Here is a 15,144-nt window from a genome sequence, read left to right as displayed (position 1 = left end):
AAGTTATGGCACGAGTTACCGTTGAAGATTGTCTGGAAAACGTTGATAACCGTTTTCAGCTGGTTATGCTGGCTACCAAGCGCGCTCGCCAGATTGCCACCAAGGGCTTTGAGCCGATGGTAGCGGAAGAGAACGACAAGCCTACTGTCATTGCCCTGCGTGAAATTGCCGAAGGCAAAGTAACCCGCAGCCTTCTGACGGAAGAAGAGGAAGATTAAGCTGCAAGGCAGGTAGAATGCCTGCCTCAAGCATTGAAATCTGTCCCTGCGGTTTTATAGTGTAGCTATGACGCATGGCTGGACGGATAACGGAAGGACCCGGATGCACGCATTCGGGTTTTTTTATCCCTGATTTTCGGTCTGTACTTCTCAATTTTTACTTTTCAATCTGTACTCGGAGGCGCGGTGTCGGCAGAGGCAACGGTTGAAGGGCTGGCGCAAGAGCTCAGTTCCTATCTGGATACCAATCGCATCAATCAGGTGCGACGAGCCTACTATTATGCCGAGCAAGCCCACGAAGGCCAGATGCGCCGCAGTGGCGACCGTTACATCACCCACCCCCTTGCTGTTGCCCATATCCTTGCCGACCTGAAACTGGACCATCAGAGCCTGATGGCGGCCATGCTTCACGACGTTATCGAAGACACTGGTATTCCCAAGGACGCCCTGTCGGATCAGTTTGGCGAGGATGTCGCAGAACTGGTAGACGGCGTCAGCAAGCTGACCCAGATTGAATTCCGCTCCCGCGCCGAAGCCCAGGCCGAGAATTTCCAGAAAATGACCCTGGCCATGGCCCGGGATATTCGCGTCATCCTGGTGAAGCTGGCGGACCGTCTGCATAACATGCGCACCCTGGGGCCCATGCCCTATGAAAAGCGTCTGCGTATTGCCACCGAAACCCTCGATATCTATGCCCCTATTGCCAATCGCCTGGGCATGCACTCGATATGCACCGAGTTGGAGGATCTGGGGTTCTCGTCCCTCTATCCGATGCGCTCGCGGTACATTTCCAAGGCGGTGGAAAAACTGAGGGGCAGCCACCGGGAAATCATTGACGAGATCCGCGGCAAGCTTCAGGAAAAGCTGGAAGAACGAGGGTTGCCGGGCCGTATCCTGGGGCGCGAAAAGCATCTGAACAGCATCTACAACAAGATGAAGTTCAAGCAGAAGTCGTTCCACGAAATCATGGATGTGTACGCGTTCCGTATCATCACCGACACCGAGGACGACTGCTACCGTATCCTGGGTGCAGTGCACAGCCTGTACAAGCCGCTGCCGGGGCGTTTCAAGGATTACATCGCCATGCCCAAGGCTAATGGCTACCAGTCCCTGCACACCACGCTGTTCGGCATGCATGTGAATATCGAAATCCAGATCCGCACCGAGGAAATGGAGCACATTGCCAACAACGGTATTGCCGCCCACTGGATGTACAAGAACGAACCCACCAGCGTGACCAGTGTGAATCAGTCCCGGGTGGACCGCTGGGTGCAGGGTCTGATGGAAATGCGGGAGCGGGCGGACGACTCCCTGGAATTCATTGAGCACGTCAAGGTCGACCTGTTCCCGGACGAAATCTACGTGTTTACGCCCAAGGGCAAGATCATGGAATTGCCCAGCGGCGCCACGCCGGTGGACTTCGCCTACGCCATTCACACCGATATTGGTAATGCCACGGTTGCCTGCCGCATCAACCGTAACCTGGGTTCCCTGAGCCAGCCGTTGCAGAGCGGTCAGACCGTGGAAGTCATCACCGCACCCGGGGCGCGCCCGAATCCGGCGTGGTTAAGCTTTGTGGTCACCGGCAAGGCCCGCAGCAGCATTCGCCACGTGTTGAAGAATCAGAAGCGGACGGAATCCCTGGAGCTGGGCAAGGCGTTGCTGAAGAAATCCCTCAAGGGCTTCGGGACCAGTCTGTCCAGCATCAGTGACAGTCAGATTGACGCGGTGGTGAAGCACAATCAGGTCAGCAGTCTGGACAACCTGGTCAGCGAGATTGGTCTGGGTAATCGCATGGCGTACCTGGTGGCCCGGCAGCTGGTCAGTGGTGAAGAGGAAACCACCGGCACCGTCTCGGACGCCCAGTCGCCGGGAAGCCCGGTGACCATTCGCGGAACCGAGGGTCTGCTGGTCCGCTTCGCCAGTTGCTGCAAGCCGATTCCCGGGGACCCGGTGGTTGGTGTGATGGACTCTGGCAAGGGCATGATCATCCACTCCGATACCTGTTCGCGATTGCCGGAGGACGACGAAGGCCGGGCGCGCCTGACGCACCTCAAGTGGGCCAAGGACATCACTGATGAATTTTCGGTAGAGCTGCGGGTGGAGCTGGAGCGCCAGCGTGGCGTCATCGCCGAGGTGGCCAACGCCGTGGCCATGGCCGACGGCAATATCGAACGGATTAACGTCGAAGAGCAGAACGCACGGCTGGGCGTTGTCAGCCTGGTGGTGCATGTGAACGGTCGCCGTCACCTGGCCCGGGTGATGCGTCGGGTTCGCAATATTCGCGCCGTGACCCACATCAACCGGGTGCGTCATTGACCCGGAATGCCGACCAACGGCTGGTTGACAGGGTGCGCTCCGAGGGGCGACGATTGGCGTTTTGGAAGAGAGGAACCCAAAGGTCATGACCAACAAATCTATCATCCAGACCGAGAATGCCCCCCAGGCAATCGGTACCTATTCCCAGGCGGTAAAAGCCGGCGATACCGTTTACCTGTCGGGACAGATTCCTCTGGTGCCGGAAACCATGGAAGTGGTGGCCGGTGATTTCGCCGCCAAGACCCGTCAGGTGTTCGAGAACCTGAAAGCGGTCTGCGAAGCCGGCGGCGGTGAGCTGAAAGACATCGTCAAACTCAACATCTACATGACGGACCTGGCCAACTTCGCCACGGTCAACGAAATCATGGCGACGTATTTCCAGGAGCCGTATCCGGCCCGCGCCGCTGTTGGTGTAGCGGCCCTGCCAAAGGGTGTGCCCATCGAAATGGAAGCGGTGATGGTTCTGAGCTGATGGCTTGAATCAGCAGCGATAAGAAAGCGGCCACTTGCACTGGCCGCTTTTTTTATGGGCGGCCGGTGATCATCTCCCGATACCCCGCCCGGAAATCGGGGTAGCGGAAGCGGTAGCCGCTGTCCAGCAAGCGCTGGTTATTGCAGCGCTTGCTGCCTGCCCTGCCGCCCTTGCGGGCATCGGCTTTGGGCGCCGCGCAAGACAGCTGTTCCTGAACCCAGTGGACCACCTCATCCAGCCGCACCGGCTCGCAATCGCTGGCGACATAGCAATCTTCCACCGGCTCTCCACTGAGCGATTTACTAATGAGATGCGCAACGATGGCTGCAGCGTCGACCTCGTGAATACGGTTGCTGAACGGGCCTGGGCTGGCCGGGTCCATGTTGCCGGCAACCACGGCCTCCAGGAAGCGCCGGCGGGAAGGGCCGTAAATCCCGCTGAAACGAACGATGGTTGCGGGAAAACCGCTGTCCAGAGCCAGCCGTTCACCTGCCAGAATGGCCTGGCCGCTGGAGCGCTCGGGTTCCGTGGGGCTCGATTCATCGACCCAGGCGTCGTCATCCTGGGCGTACACGCTGGTGCTGCTGATAAAGATCAGGCGCTGAAGTGCCTGCCCTGACAGCGAGCCCAGCAGGTTTTTCAGGCCGGTTACGTAGGCGTCACGGTACCCCTGCTCGTCATAGTTTGACGGTGTCAGGCAGTAAATCACGGCATCGAGTCGGGAGGGGATGACAGCGTTGACCTGGTCCGCCTGCATCAGATCCGCCCCCAATGGCTGGATACCGTTGGGTATCCGGTCGGGGGTGCGTCTGAGTCCGAACACTTCGGCCTGGTCGGCCAAAAGCGAGGCAATATTGCCGCCGAGTTTGCCGCAGCCGGCAACAAGAATTCGTGGCAGTTTATTGCTTTCAGTGATTGCCATAGACAATATCAATCCTTATGCTTTGGCTTATCAGCCAACGGGGCCGTTGAACACACAGAACTCTGACCTGGACGAACTTTTTATCTAGAATACCCTGACCGGAGCTCACCATGACTCTCACCGAGTTACGATACGTTGTTACCCTCGCACGGGAAAGGCATTTTGGTCGCGCCGCCGAGCGTTGCCACGTCAGTCAGCCCACGTTGAGCGTGGCCGTAAAAAAGCTGGAAGACGAGCTCGGTATTCCCCTGTTTGAGCGAAGCAAGAGCAGCATCCGTGTGACCGAGACCGGTCTGCGTATTATCGAACAGGCCCAGCGGGTACTGGATCAGGTCGGTGTGATCAAGGACATGGCCCAGGACGGCAAGAACCAGCTGAACTCTCCGCTGAAAGTCGGCGCTATTTATACCATTGGTCCGTATCTGTTTCCTCACCTTCTGCCCGAATTACGACGTGCCGCGCCGGATATGCCGTTGTTCATAGAAGAGAACTACACCGCCAGCCTGCGCCAGAAGCTCCGGCATTCCGAGCTGGATGCCATCATTATTGCGCTGCCGTTCGAGGAGCCCGAGGTTGTCACGCTGCCGCTGTATGACGAGCCGTTTGTAGTGTTACTGCCTGCCGGTCACCCGCTGACCGAGAAGGAAAGTCTGACTGCGGAAGAGCTGGCGAAGGAGCAGTTGCTGTTGCTTGGCCCGGGGCACTGTTTCCGGGATCAGGTGCTGGAATCCTGCCCGCCGCTGGTTGATGCCGTCACCCGTAATGTCGGGGCGTCTGCTCCGGCACTGGTGACTGAAGGCAGCTCCCTGGAAACCATCCGCCACATGGTGGCCTCCGGCCTGGGCATTACCGTGTTACCGCTCTCGGCGGCGACCGCGATGCAGTACCATGAAGATATCCTGGCCGTGCGCCCGTTTGCAGCCCCGGTGCCATTTCGCACCGTAGCGCTGGCCTGGCGGGTGACGTTCCCGCGACCGAAAGCCATCGATGTGCTGTCACTGGCGGCCAGCCAGTGCCGGGTCATTGAAAAGGCCAGGTCAGACACCCCGGCCGTTGCCGCCAGCGCCTGAGGCCGGCCATGACGTCACTGGACGACATTCCGGTTACTACCCTCAAGGGTGTGGGAAGCGCCCTGGCAGACCGGCTGGCCAAGCTGGGGATCCAGTCCCTGCAGGATCTGCTGTTTCACCTGCCGCACCGATACGAAGACCGCACCCGTATTATCCCCATGGGCAATCTGCGTATCGGGGATGTGGGCGTGGTGGAAGGCGAGGTGGTCAAAACCGATCTGGTCATGGGGCGGCGACGCAGCCTTCAGGTCACCCTGAAAGACCACAGCGGCTTTCTGGTGATGCGCTTTTTCCACTTCAATGCCGCCCAGAAAAACCAGTTGTCCGAGGGCGCCCGGGTGCGATGCTTTGGCGAGGTCCGCCCTGGCCGGGCCGGCTACGAGTTCTACCACCCCGAATACCAGACCAACCCGCCGCCCATGCCGGCGGAGGGTGAGGCCACGCTGACACCGGTCTACCCGCTGACCGAAGGCATCCAGCAGCCACGGGTACGTTCCCTGTGTCAGCAGGCGCTGACGTACCTCAAGCGTTACCCTATTCGTGACTGGCTACCCCCGGCACTGCTGTCGGATTATCAGCTGCCGGGCATTACCGCCGCAGTGGAGCTGGTGCATTCGCCGCCTGCTAATGCGCCGGTTCACTTGTTAATGGAAGGCAGGCACCCGGCCCAGCAACGGCTGGTGATGGAAGAGCTGCTGGCCCATCAACTCAGTCTGTTGCAGGTCAGGGAACAGATCCAGGCAAGGGAAGCCCTGCCGCTGTTACCCACGGGCGACCTTGTGGAACGCTTCCTGGAAGAGTTGCCCTTTCGCCTGACCGGGGCCCAGCAGCACGTCGTGCGTGAGATACGCCAGGATCTCAGTCAGCCGTTGCCGATGTTGCGTCTGGTTCAGGGGGATGTCGGCTCGGGTAAAACCGTGGTGGCCGCGTTGGCGGCGTTGCAAACCATCGGTGCGGGAGCTCAGGTTGCGTTAATGGCACCTACTGAGATTCTCGCGGAACAGCATTATCACAACTTCCGGGAGTGGCTGGAGCCGCTGGGTATCCGCCTGGCGTGGCTGTCCGGCAAGGTCAAGGGCAAGGCCCGGCGGGAAGCGCTGGAGCAGGTTGGCAGTGGCGAAGCCGCCGTCGCCATCGGCACCCACGCCCTGTTTCAGGACGACGTGGCGTTCAACCGACTGGCCCTGGTGATTGTCGATGAACAGCATCGCTTTGGTGTCCATCAGCGGCTGGCGCTGCGGGAAAAAGGCGTGGGCGGCTCCCTGGCACCCCACCAGTTGATCATGACCGCGACACCCATTCCCAGAACCCTGGCCATGAGTGCCTATGCCGACCTGGATACGTCGGTCATTGATGAGCTGCCGCCGGGGCGAAAGCCCATCGAAACCATTGCGATTCCCGACAGCCGTCGGGACGATGTCATTGAGCGCGTACGCAATGCCTGCCAGGAAGGTCGCCAGGCCTATTGGGTCTGTACCCTGATCGAAGAATCCGAGGCGCTGCAGTGCCAGGCTGCGGAGGTGACCGCCCGGGAATTGTCGGAGCGCCTGCCGGATCTGAAAACCGGCCTGGTTCACGGACGCCTGAAAGCGGCGGAAAAGGCTGAGATGATGAGCCGTTTCAAGAATGGCGAGCTGGACCTGCTGGTGGCAACCACCGTGATTGAGGTGGGGGTGGATGTGCCGAACGCATCGCTTATTATCATCGAAAACCCGGAGCGGCTTGGCCTGGCCCAGTTACATCAGCTTCGTGGTCGTGTGGGGCGGGGCGAACAGGCCAGTTTCTGTGTATTGATGTACCATCCGCCCTTATCCCTGAATGGCAAGGCCCGCTTGCAGGCTCTCCGGGACAGTCAGGACGGCTTCGTGATTGCCGAGAAGGACCTGGAGATTCGTGGGCCGGGGGAAGTATTGGGAACACGCCAGACCGGCATGATGCAGTTTCGGCTGGCCGATTTTGAGCGGGACAAGGGATGGATTGAACCCATCCGTGAGATGGCGCCGGGGTTGATGAAACAGCCCGATGCAGTCGGTGGCCTCATTCGTCGCTGGCTGGGCGAGAGAATTCGTTACGGCGACGTTTAAATTTATGCTGCCACCACAGGCGTGGCGGCATTTTCTTTGGGGGATAGTTATGGAACTACCTGTCGCGGTCCGGCAGGCGCTGGGCGATAACGCGGGGGAAGTGGCCCTGCGGGACATCAGCCAGGCCAGAACTGACCACTTGCTGAGAATGGTATTGCTCAGTGACGAGCAGGGAAACCTTCAGGCCATTACCCGGCATGATGACCTCCTAGACATCAACGCACTCAATAAGCGGTTGGGGCGTGACCTGCACATCATGAAACGCCGTGAGCAACTGCGGGTCAGGGAGCGGGCCGGTCTGGCGGAATTGCCGGCGTTGCCGTCACTGACCGGATGGCCGACAGTGGTGGATGAGCGGGTCGACAGTCTTGAAAGCGTTGCCATTGTCCTTGGTGCGCAGGACCTGGCCATGGTGATGCCAGGAGAGGACTTTCACGCCATTACCCGTCAGGCAGACCGGATGGACTTTGCTGTGGCGGAGGACACCATCACGGTGAATCTGGACCGCCCTGAAAAGGATCGGGACCAGCTCCATTCCGCGATCAAGAAGTTTACCGGATTGCGTATCCAGCAACGTCTGGAAGACACCCTGGAATTGCCGCCACTCCCGGAAACCGCCCAGCGGATTATCCGACTTCGGGTGAACCCCAATGCGGTAATGGGGGATCTGGTGGATATCGTTGAAAGTGATCCCAGTCTGGCAGCCCAGGTCGTGAGTTGGGCTTCGTCTTCCTTTTACGCGGCGGCGGGGCAGGTGCGGTCGGTGCACGATGCGGTGTCACGGGTGCTGGGCTTTGACCTGGTGATGAACCTGGCGATGGGACTGGCCCTCGGCCGTGCGCTGACCGAGCCCCGGGATCACCCGGAGGGCTACGTGGACTACTGGCAGCAAGCCATCTGGCAGGCGCAGTCCGCCGGCATCCTGGCTGCCATGATGCCCCGTGGGCAGCGGCCCGCATTCGGGCTGGCCTACCTGGCCGGGCTGCTGCACAACTTCGGCCACCTGGTGCTGGCTCAGGTTTTCCCGCCCCACTTCAAACTGGTGTGCCGGTCACTGGAAGTGAATGGCCACTTGGATTCCTCCGTCACCGAGCATTACCTGCTGGGGATTACCCGCGAACAGATCGCCGCCGAACTGATGCAGAACTGGGGGATGCCAGATGAAGTGACCCTGGCTATCCGCTACCAGAAAAACCCCGAGTACGAAGGGCCCCACAGCGTGTATGCCCGTTTGTTGTGGCTTGGGCGGCAATTGCTCAGCCAGCGTGGTGTTGCCCTGGGGGCCAGTGAGGAAGTGAGCCCGGAGCTTTACCAGTCATTGGGTCTGGATCAGCGTGCCGTGGAAGAGCAATTTGATGAACTGGTGAACAACAAGGACAGCATCATGGCTATGGCCGGCATGATGAGTCCTTGATTTAACTATAAAAAAGCCGGCCCTTGGGCCGGCAAGCTCACCCGCTTGTTGCAGAGTCGTCCAAACTTATCAGGAGAAAACAACGCAAGGTGCCCGCAGAGTTTGATCAGGAGTACCTTGTCTTTAAATTTAGACGATGAGGTTGGAAATAAAAGTCAACCTTGGTAACGAATAGTGGGCAAGCGGACTGTTTCAACTTTGAAACACTGGAATGTGTTGATTTCAAAAGTTAAATGTTCCGGGTTCTTTGGTGCTCCGGTTACAAAATGTTACAAATTAATTTGTTGGCCGCTGGGCTGGCGTCAGAAGGTGTGATGCCGAAGGGCGGTTGCAGCACGGCGAATGGCATCCGCGTGTTTTTCCTCAACGGCGAGCCGTTCCTTGTCCATCTTTTCGATGAAGCGAGTGTCCGTGGCCTGGCGGGCCCGGTGAGTCGGCATGTGCTGAATCTGCTCGTAGACTTCCTGGAATACCCGGAACGGCGACTGCTCAAGCAATTCCGGCGCTACATGGTCCAGCAATCCTTTCAGACGTAGACAGGCCTCTGAGTACTCGACCTGATCCTCTTCAACGGCTTGCGCAATCACCTGAATGCTTTCCACCATCGACTGCCGGCGCTGCGACCGAAACGCCCGGTTCTTGTCGTTACTTTTACGGTTTTTCTTCAGCAGCCTGGCCTGGCGCACGATGAAAGCCGATAGCAGGGCGATGGCAACCAGGCCGGTGATGATCAGTGTCCATTGCAGCCACAGGGGCATAGCGTCATCCTCGTTTCAATCAGGCGCGTTTGCGCTGGCGCTCGGTGCGCCAGACCTTTATTTTGACCTTCTGCCCATTGAGTACCGACGTGCCAACCAGCGGGTCCACCTGCTGATCACTCAGCACGTCATTGAGGCTGGCGCCCGCGTGGGCGGCGGCCACAGACTGGCTGGTGCCCTGACGATGGTGACCCCAACCATGGGGGACGGACACGACACCAGGCATGATGTCTTCGGAAATCTCAACGGGCAGCACGATGTTACCGGATACATCGCCAGAGTCCGAGGTGATTTCCGCCGAATCGCCAGCTTGAAGCCCGCAGCGTGCGGCATCCCTGGGGTGGATGATCAGGGTGCATCGGTCCTTGCCCTTAACCAGCCTTTGGCTGTTGTGCATCCAGGAGTTGTTACTGCGCACATGTCGACGGCCGATCATCAGCAGGTCATCCGTGGCCGGGCTCGCCAGCAGGTCGTGAAGCCGGTCCAGATCCTGCAGATAGCGCCGGGGAGCAAGGTTCACCTTGCCGTCACGGGTAAACAGACGTTCCGGCATGCAGGGTCTGAGAGGGCCCAGGTCGACACCGTTGGGATGGTCCCGCAACGTTGCCAGGGAAAGTCCTTTGGGAAGGTCCTGCCAATGGCGGTTGAGGGGGCTGAGCCTGGCGATGCCCTGAAGCGGATGGCGGCTGGGCAGGATATCCATGACCAGATCGATGGCAGGCTGTACCAGTCCCCGGGCCGGGCCGATGTTCGCTCCGTAGGGACCGGAGCGTAGCAGCAGGTCCAGGATGGGGTCCGGCCCGATCTGTTTGAAGGCACGCCAGCCCAGTTCGGCGCGGAAGGGCAGGCGACCGCCTTTGCGTTTCTTCTCCAGGCGATGCGCCAGCTCCAGCAGGATTTGCCAGTCGTGGCGGGAATCGTCACCGGCTTCGAACAGTGGGTCACTGTATTTGGCGTAGTTGCGCACCGCGAACATGCTGAAAATCAGATCGTAGTGGCTACGTTCGAGGGCCGCCGTCGGAGGCAGGATCACGTCCGCGTGGCGGGTGGTTTCATTCAGGTAGTAATCCACCGACACCATGAAGTCGAGGCCTTCCAGCGCCTGCTCCAGTCGCCCGCCATTGGGGTTGGACAGCGCCGGGTTGCCGGCGACGGTCACAAACGCTTTGATCTGGCCTTCGCCTGGCGTCAGCATCTCGTCCGCCATGGTGCTGGCGGGGTATTCACCGGCGAATTCCGGCAGCTTCTTCACGCGGCTGTAACGTTTGCCAAAATGGCCCTGCTGGCCGGACATGCCGCCAAGGGCAATCAGGTCGATAGCGGGCTGGGTAAACATCACACCGCCGGTGGCATCAAGCTTGCCGGTCAGGATATTCAGGCAGTAGGCCAGCCAGGTGGCTACGCCGCCAAAGGCCTGGGTGCTGGTGCCCATGCGGGTGTACAGCGCTGCTTTTTGTGTAGTGGCCAGTTGCCGCGCCAGTTCACGGATAGTTTCTGCATCAAGACCGGTGTGGGAGCTGACCGCCTCCGGGGTAAAGCTCAGGGATGCCAGGCGTAGCAGGTCGACATCCCTGGTCCAGCTCTCCGCGTGGCCAAGGTTGACCAGGTCCTCTTCGAACAGGGTATGCACCATGGCCATCAGTAGCAGCGCATCGGTACCGGGGCGGATGAAATGGAATTCGTCGGCCAGTTTGCCGGTTTCCGTGCGCCGTGGATCCACCACGATCATCTTGCCGCCCCGGTTTTTCAGGGCTTTCAAGCGCCCGCGAACGTCCGGCACCGTCATCAGGCTGCCGTTGGAGGCCATGGGGTTCGCGCCGATGCAGATAAACAGGTCGGTGCGGTCGATATCGGGAATCGGAAACAGGATCTGGTGCCCGAACATTTCCAGGCTGGCCAGCATGTGGGGTAGTTGATCGTTGGAGGTGGCGGAGAACCGGTTCTGGCTACCAATGGCCCGCAGGAACGGCATGGTGGCCACCAGCGACCCGTGGTTATGGACGTTCGGGTTGCCCAGGTACACCCCGATGCTGTTGCGGCCCTGTTCCTTGCGAACCCGGTGCAGGCGGTCTGCCACCAGGTCGAAGGCTTCATCCCAGTCCATTTCCTGCCAGCCGGTGGCGGTCCGGCGGATCGGTTTTTTCAGGCGGTCCGGATCTTCGTGAAGATCCTGCAGGGCAACCGCCTTGGGGCAGATGTGGCCATGGCTTAACGGATCGTCTTCATCACCCTTGATGGAGGCAATGTGTCCATCCTTGACCTCGATAGCCACGCCGCACATGGCTTCGCACAGGTGGCAGGTGCGGTAATGGGTGCCGTTTTCCATGGGTTCTCTCTCCGATCGGGTTTTTATTTTCTGACTCTGAGCGCAGGCACGCGGGTACGGTGTTCCGGAACACGCTGTGAATACGTCCCTGTAACGCTCGGGCTCCGCCATCCCTGGCTCCGCACGGTTCCGGAACACCGTACCCGCGTGCCTCTGGAAGAGTGGAGTTGGTTTCAACAGACAACCAGATTAGCAGGAAATGCAGGTGAGGGGAAAAGCCTGACTTGGCTGAAGCGGCCATAAAAAAGGCCAGCCCGAAGGCTGGCCTGGAGTGCGGGTGAGTATAGGAGATTAATACTCTTCCGGGATCTCCTTGATTGGGTTGGAGAGGAAGTTTAGGTAGATGCCTTGTTCGGGGATTGTAAGTGGTATCAGAACAGCACCAGACTCCTCTGTGTCCCCCGCAAGAAGTTCTTCACATTCCTCGGTGCTACCAAATAAAAGGCCGCCGAGACAGCTGGTTAATGAAATCCCGGAGTCAAGAATCGCGCTCTCTGTGGAAACTAGGACATTGATTTCCGGAGCATTAATGTTTCTTTGCTCAATCTGCATTCTGCCATCATCGAAGAATGTGATTGGGCCGTCGAGCTGCAGTGTAATCGGATAGCTGTACAGGTTGTGCTGCAGAGCACCTTCCAAAGGTACTACCAGATTTGGTGCATCAAGTGTTAATTCCGCACTAGTTTTGAAGAGCGGATTGCCGTCTTCACCTTCGATAATGATGCCCTCTATGAGTTCATCTCTTACACCGTCAGAACCCTCGCTATACCGCATCCTAAGGACTTGAGGGCCAGTAACTTGATCGCCAAGTCCGTCCAGCACAACGGTAGCCGAGGTTGCAGCAAGCATGGTTGGATACAGAAGGATTTTTACCCCCTGTTTTCCTGTTTCAGGGTCAGTTGCAGGACCAACGACCTCGGTATTCAAACCATAAGTCTGGTAAATGAACTTATCCCTGGGGCAGTCGCCTTCTGTATCTGCAGAGCATCCTACTGCGGCCCCGGCAGGAGCGCCTAAGACGGTTGCCTCTTTGTCTGTAACCAAGAGCTTCGCCCCATTGGCCGATGGCAGGAATCCACCATTGCCGTCGCTCTGATGATTAAACGGCTCCAGACATTCCTCTCCTCCCAGAGTAGGGCAATCTACAACGTAGTTTGAGTTGGTGTCTCGAATTGGTAGATTTCTAAGAGGTGTAAAGACAGAACCTCTTGGAGCCGCTCCTTTAAAATAGATGGTCATATCAGGACCACCCACTGTTTCCGGATCTACCAACAGATCGGTTTTGAGTGGGAAGCCAGCGCCGGCGCTTGAGCAAATGGCGCTGTCGCAAGAACCCTCACTAGTGGCGGAGCGCATGGTGTAGCGGTAATAACTTCCACGTTCCCAAGGCTCGTCTGGGTAAAAGCGGACTCGCTGGTTGTTCTTCTCAAGGCGACCACTAACAAGTTCGCCAGCGCCAATTGCTGTGGACGAATCACTAATCTTCTCAACAATAAAGGAACTCTCATTTATTGTATCGAGGTTCATGGATTGTGAGAAAACAACGACTATCGGCCTATTCTCAGGCATAGTCGATATGGGCAGAATATCGCCCTCTGGTCCACTTGGTGCATCATCAATGCACTGTCCGTGAGTATCCGCTGTCAAATCCACAGCTGTCGTGACGCAAGGAAAGCCGGGAAAAGTGGTAAGGGCGATCGGCGATCGCTGCGTTACCTCTCCTTCCTCACCAATTTCCGGCAAGCGGAAGTTCAATGTCGGAACTGTCGCGGCATTGCCTGCAATATCGGTTACGCCATTGATATTGACCGCGTAATCCACGCCATGCTTCAGGCCGCCCTCCGGGTTCAGCACCAGTACGGTGCCATCAACTTTCGCGTTCAGGGAGCCATCGGCGACAGTGAGAGGAACCCCGCCTTCGTCGATTGTTACGCCATCGGCAACAGAATCCTGGTCCAGCGGCTCATCAAAGTTCAGCACCACCGGATCACCCGGACGTTGCATATCCTGGCGGGTGGGGGGCACCGCATCCTCGGGGCCGGGCATCCAACTGACCAGTTGTGGTCCGGTCAGGTCTTGCAGCTCTTCGTCACGCTGATCGGCAGCGTCGAGCTGGGAGGTGGAGTCGGTGGCTGCTTCGATGCGGAAGGCGATGGTGGAATCAGTGAATTCCTGGCCGAGCAGGTTGGGTTCAACCATGCCAATGGCGTCGATGGTCAGTATGCCATCTTCCACCAGGGCGATACCGGTCAGCTCAACGCCAAGCAGGTCCTGGGACAGTGACGCGTTCGGCTGTTCCTCTTCGGTGTTCATGGATACGTCCATGAACAGTTTGACGTGCCGTGGTGCGCTCTGGTCGTCGGTATAGGGGTTGGGCATCAGATAACCGGTAGCGTCCGACAACATGGTGACCTTGATGTTGCCGGTTTGCTGAATCTCGCCGGTGTCCGGGTCGATAATCGGCACTGTGCCGTTGATGCGTACATCCAGGCTGCTGCTGTTTAGCAGGCTGCCTTTGGGCACGCGCAGGGGCAGGGGCTCGTCGGCTTCAAACGCCGGTGCGAACCCCAGTTCGGCAAACAGGCCGCCGGTTTGCTGTGATGGGCCCGCGGTGCCCTGAAGCACAGAGTTCAGGGTAACGCCGTTGATGATCTGGCCGTTCAGTTTTGAGCGGCGGGCGTCTGTTGCAGTGCTGCCTGCGTTCAGGCCAGAGTCGATGACTTCTTGAAACAGAACGACTCTTGGGCCGGTATCTCGTGGAGTGATCTCTTCACTGAAATTCTCCAGCACACCGCCATTAATGCCAGGCAGATTCCTGACGGAGACAGTGTAGGTTTCGCCCGGGGTCAGGAAGTCGTCATCCCGGCCGCACAGCTCGGGGGTGTCTGGTATGCAGGGGTCGATGGTGACCAGCCGGCCCTTGGCCAGAACGATGGCGGGTACCTGTTCACCGTTGCTGTCGGTAATCTCAATAACGCCGCCCAGCTCTTTCCACTCCGGATGCACTGGTTGGGTCAGGCGCAGGCGGAATGTGGAAATGTCCATGGGCCGGAACACCGCGCCAGGGGCCGGAATCATTTCTGCCACGTCGAAGCTGGTGCTCAGGTTGTCCAGCCCGGCGATGCCGCTGAACGACCCACGGGTGGAGAATTGCACACCTGCCGCGCCAACGGCGTTGGGTGTCTGGATAATGCGGTTATCCTCGGCGAGCAGGCCTTCGGCAAACTCGATGGTGTACTCGGTGCCGGGCTCCAATTCGCCCTGCGGGGAGATTTTCAGGCTGCGATTGCCATCGATACCTTCGGTTGTGAACGATACTTCGTCGTCACCGCCGGTAATACGGATCTTGCTGGCGACGTCTTCATCGGAGAGGGCGTGGGAGAAGCGTAATACCAGTTCGGATTTCGGGCTGACTTCACCCTGGCCGTCTGACGGGTAGGAGTATACGACCGAGCCGGGCGTCCGCGGTTCGTTGATTTCCTGGCCACCCCCGCCGCCACAGGCGGCAAGGATGGCAGCGGGTAATAGTGCCAGTGTATTTTTGTAGTTCATGGCAGACCT

10 protein-coding genes are annotated in these 15,144 nt (G+C 58.7%); 6 read left to right on the top strand and 4 right to left on the bottom strand.

Annotated elements, in window-relative coordinates; genetic code table 11:
- Window positions 1–5: 5 nt before the first annotated feature.
- The 3 genes from rpoZ to ridA all read left to right on the top strand — a co-directional run bounded on the left by rpoZ (window position 6) and on the right by ridA (window position 3,009).
- Window positions 6–218 (top strand): DNA-directed RNA polymerase subunit omega, encoded by a 213-nt coding sequence (gene rpoZ / locus ACJO3M_RS10690; protein WP_406988913.1) that lies wholly within the window; start codon window positions 6–8, stop codon window positions 216–218.
- 186 nt (window positions 219–404) lie between these two features.
- Window positions 405–2,537: a RelA/SpoT family protein gene (locus ACJO3M_RS10685; protein WP_407001357.1), complete on the top strand. Its 2,133-nt coding sequence runs from the start codon at window positions 405–407 to the stop codon at window positions 2,535–2,537.
- 85 nt (window positions 2,538–2,622) lie between these two features.
- A complete protein-coding gene (gene ridA, locus ACJO3M_RS10680; RefSeq protein ID WP_248185376.1) occupies window positions 2,623–3,009 on the top strand; it encodes a deaminase RidA in 387 nt (128 codons plus the stop codon).
- A gap of 52 nt (window positions 3,010–3,061) precedes the next feature.
- Here the strand turns inward: ridA and ACJO3M_RS10675 are convergent, their stop codons facing one another.
- Window positions 3,062–3,931 (bottom strand): NAD-dependent epimerase/dehydratase family protein, encoded by an 870-nt coding sequence (locus ACJO3M_RS10675; RefSeq protein WP_407001356.1) that lies wholly within the window; start codon window positions 3,929–3,931, stop codon window positions 3,062–3,064.
- A 110-nt stretch (window positions 3,932–4,041) separates the two neighbouring features.
- Between ACJO3M_RS10675 and ACJO3M_RS10670 the strand changes: the two genes are divergently transcribed.
- Genes ACJO3M_RS10670 through ACJO3M_RS10660 form a run of 3 tightly spaced genes read left to right on the top strand, consistent with a single transcriptional unit; the run spans window position 4,042 to window position 8,499 of the window.
- Complete coding sequence (locus ACJO3M_RS10670; RefSeq protein ID WP_407001355.1) at window positions 4,042–5,001, top strand: hydrogen peroxide-inducible genes activator; 960 nt, start codon at window positions 4,042–4,044, stop codon at window positions 4,999–5,001.
- Window positions 5,002–5,009: 8 nt separating this feature from the next.
- The gene (recG, locus tag ACJO3M_RS10665) at window positions 5,010–7,085 is read left to right on the top strand and encodes an ATP-dependent DNA helicase RecG (RefSeq protein WP_407001354.1); all 2,076 of its coding nucleotides are present in this window, start codon (window positions 5,010–5,012) and stop codon (window positions 7,083–7,085) included.
- A 49-nt stretch (window positions 7,086–7,134) separates the two neighbouring features.
- Window positions 7,135–8,499, top strand: a complete 1,365-nt coding sequence (locus ACJO3M_RS10660; protein ID WP_407001353.1) for an aminoacyl-tRNA deacylase and HDOD domain-containing protein — start codon at window positions 7,135–7,137, stop codon at window positions 8,497–8,499.
- Between the two features lie 302 nt (window positions 8,500–8,801).
- On the opposite strand, the gene ACJO3M_RS10655 is transcribed toward ACJO3M_RS10660, so the two are convergent.
- From ACJO3M_RS10655 to ACJO3M_RS10645, 3 genes are all read right to left on the bottom strand, one after another.
- Window positions 8,802–9,257 (bottom strand): DUF2489 domain-containing protein, encoded by a 456-nt coding sequence (locus ACJO3M_RS10655; protein ID WP_407001352.1) that lies wholly within the window; start codon window positions 9,255–9,257, stop codon window positions 8,802–8,804.
- A gap of 19 nt (window positions 9,258–9,276) precedes the next feature.
- A complete protein-coding gene (locus tag ACJO3M_RS10650; protein WP_407001351.1) occupies window positions 9,277–11,583 on the bottom strand; it encodes a molybdopterin-dependent oxidoreductase in 2,307 nt (768 codons plus the stop codon).
- A 291-nt stretch (window positions 11,584–11,874) separates the two neighbouring features.
- Window positions 11,875–15,135 carry an Ig-like domain-containing domain gene (locus tag ACJO3M_RS10645; protein ID WP_407001350.1) on the bottom strand — a complete coding sequence of 1,087 codons (3,261 nt, stop codon included), beginning with the start codon at window positions 15,133–15,135 and terminating at the stop codon, window positions 11,875–11,877.
- Window positions 15,136–15,144: the final 9 nt, after the last annotated feature.

It is taken from the genome of Marinobacter alkalisoli, from assembly GCF_045449795.1.
Classification (GTDB): Bacteria; Pseudomonadota; Gammaproteobacteria; order Pseudomonadales; family Oleiphilaceae; genus Marinobacter.
This window is presented reverse-complemented; position numbering and strand designations above follow the sequence as displayed.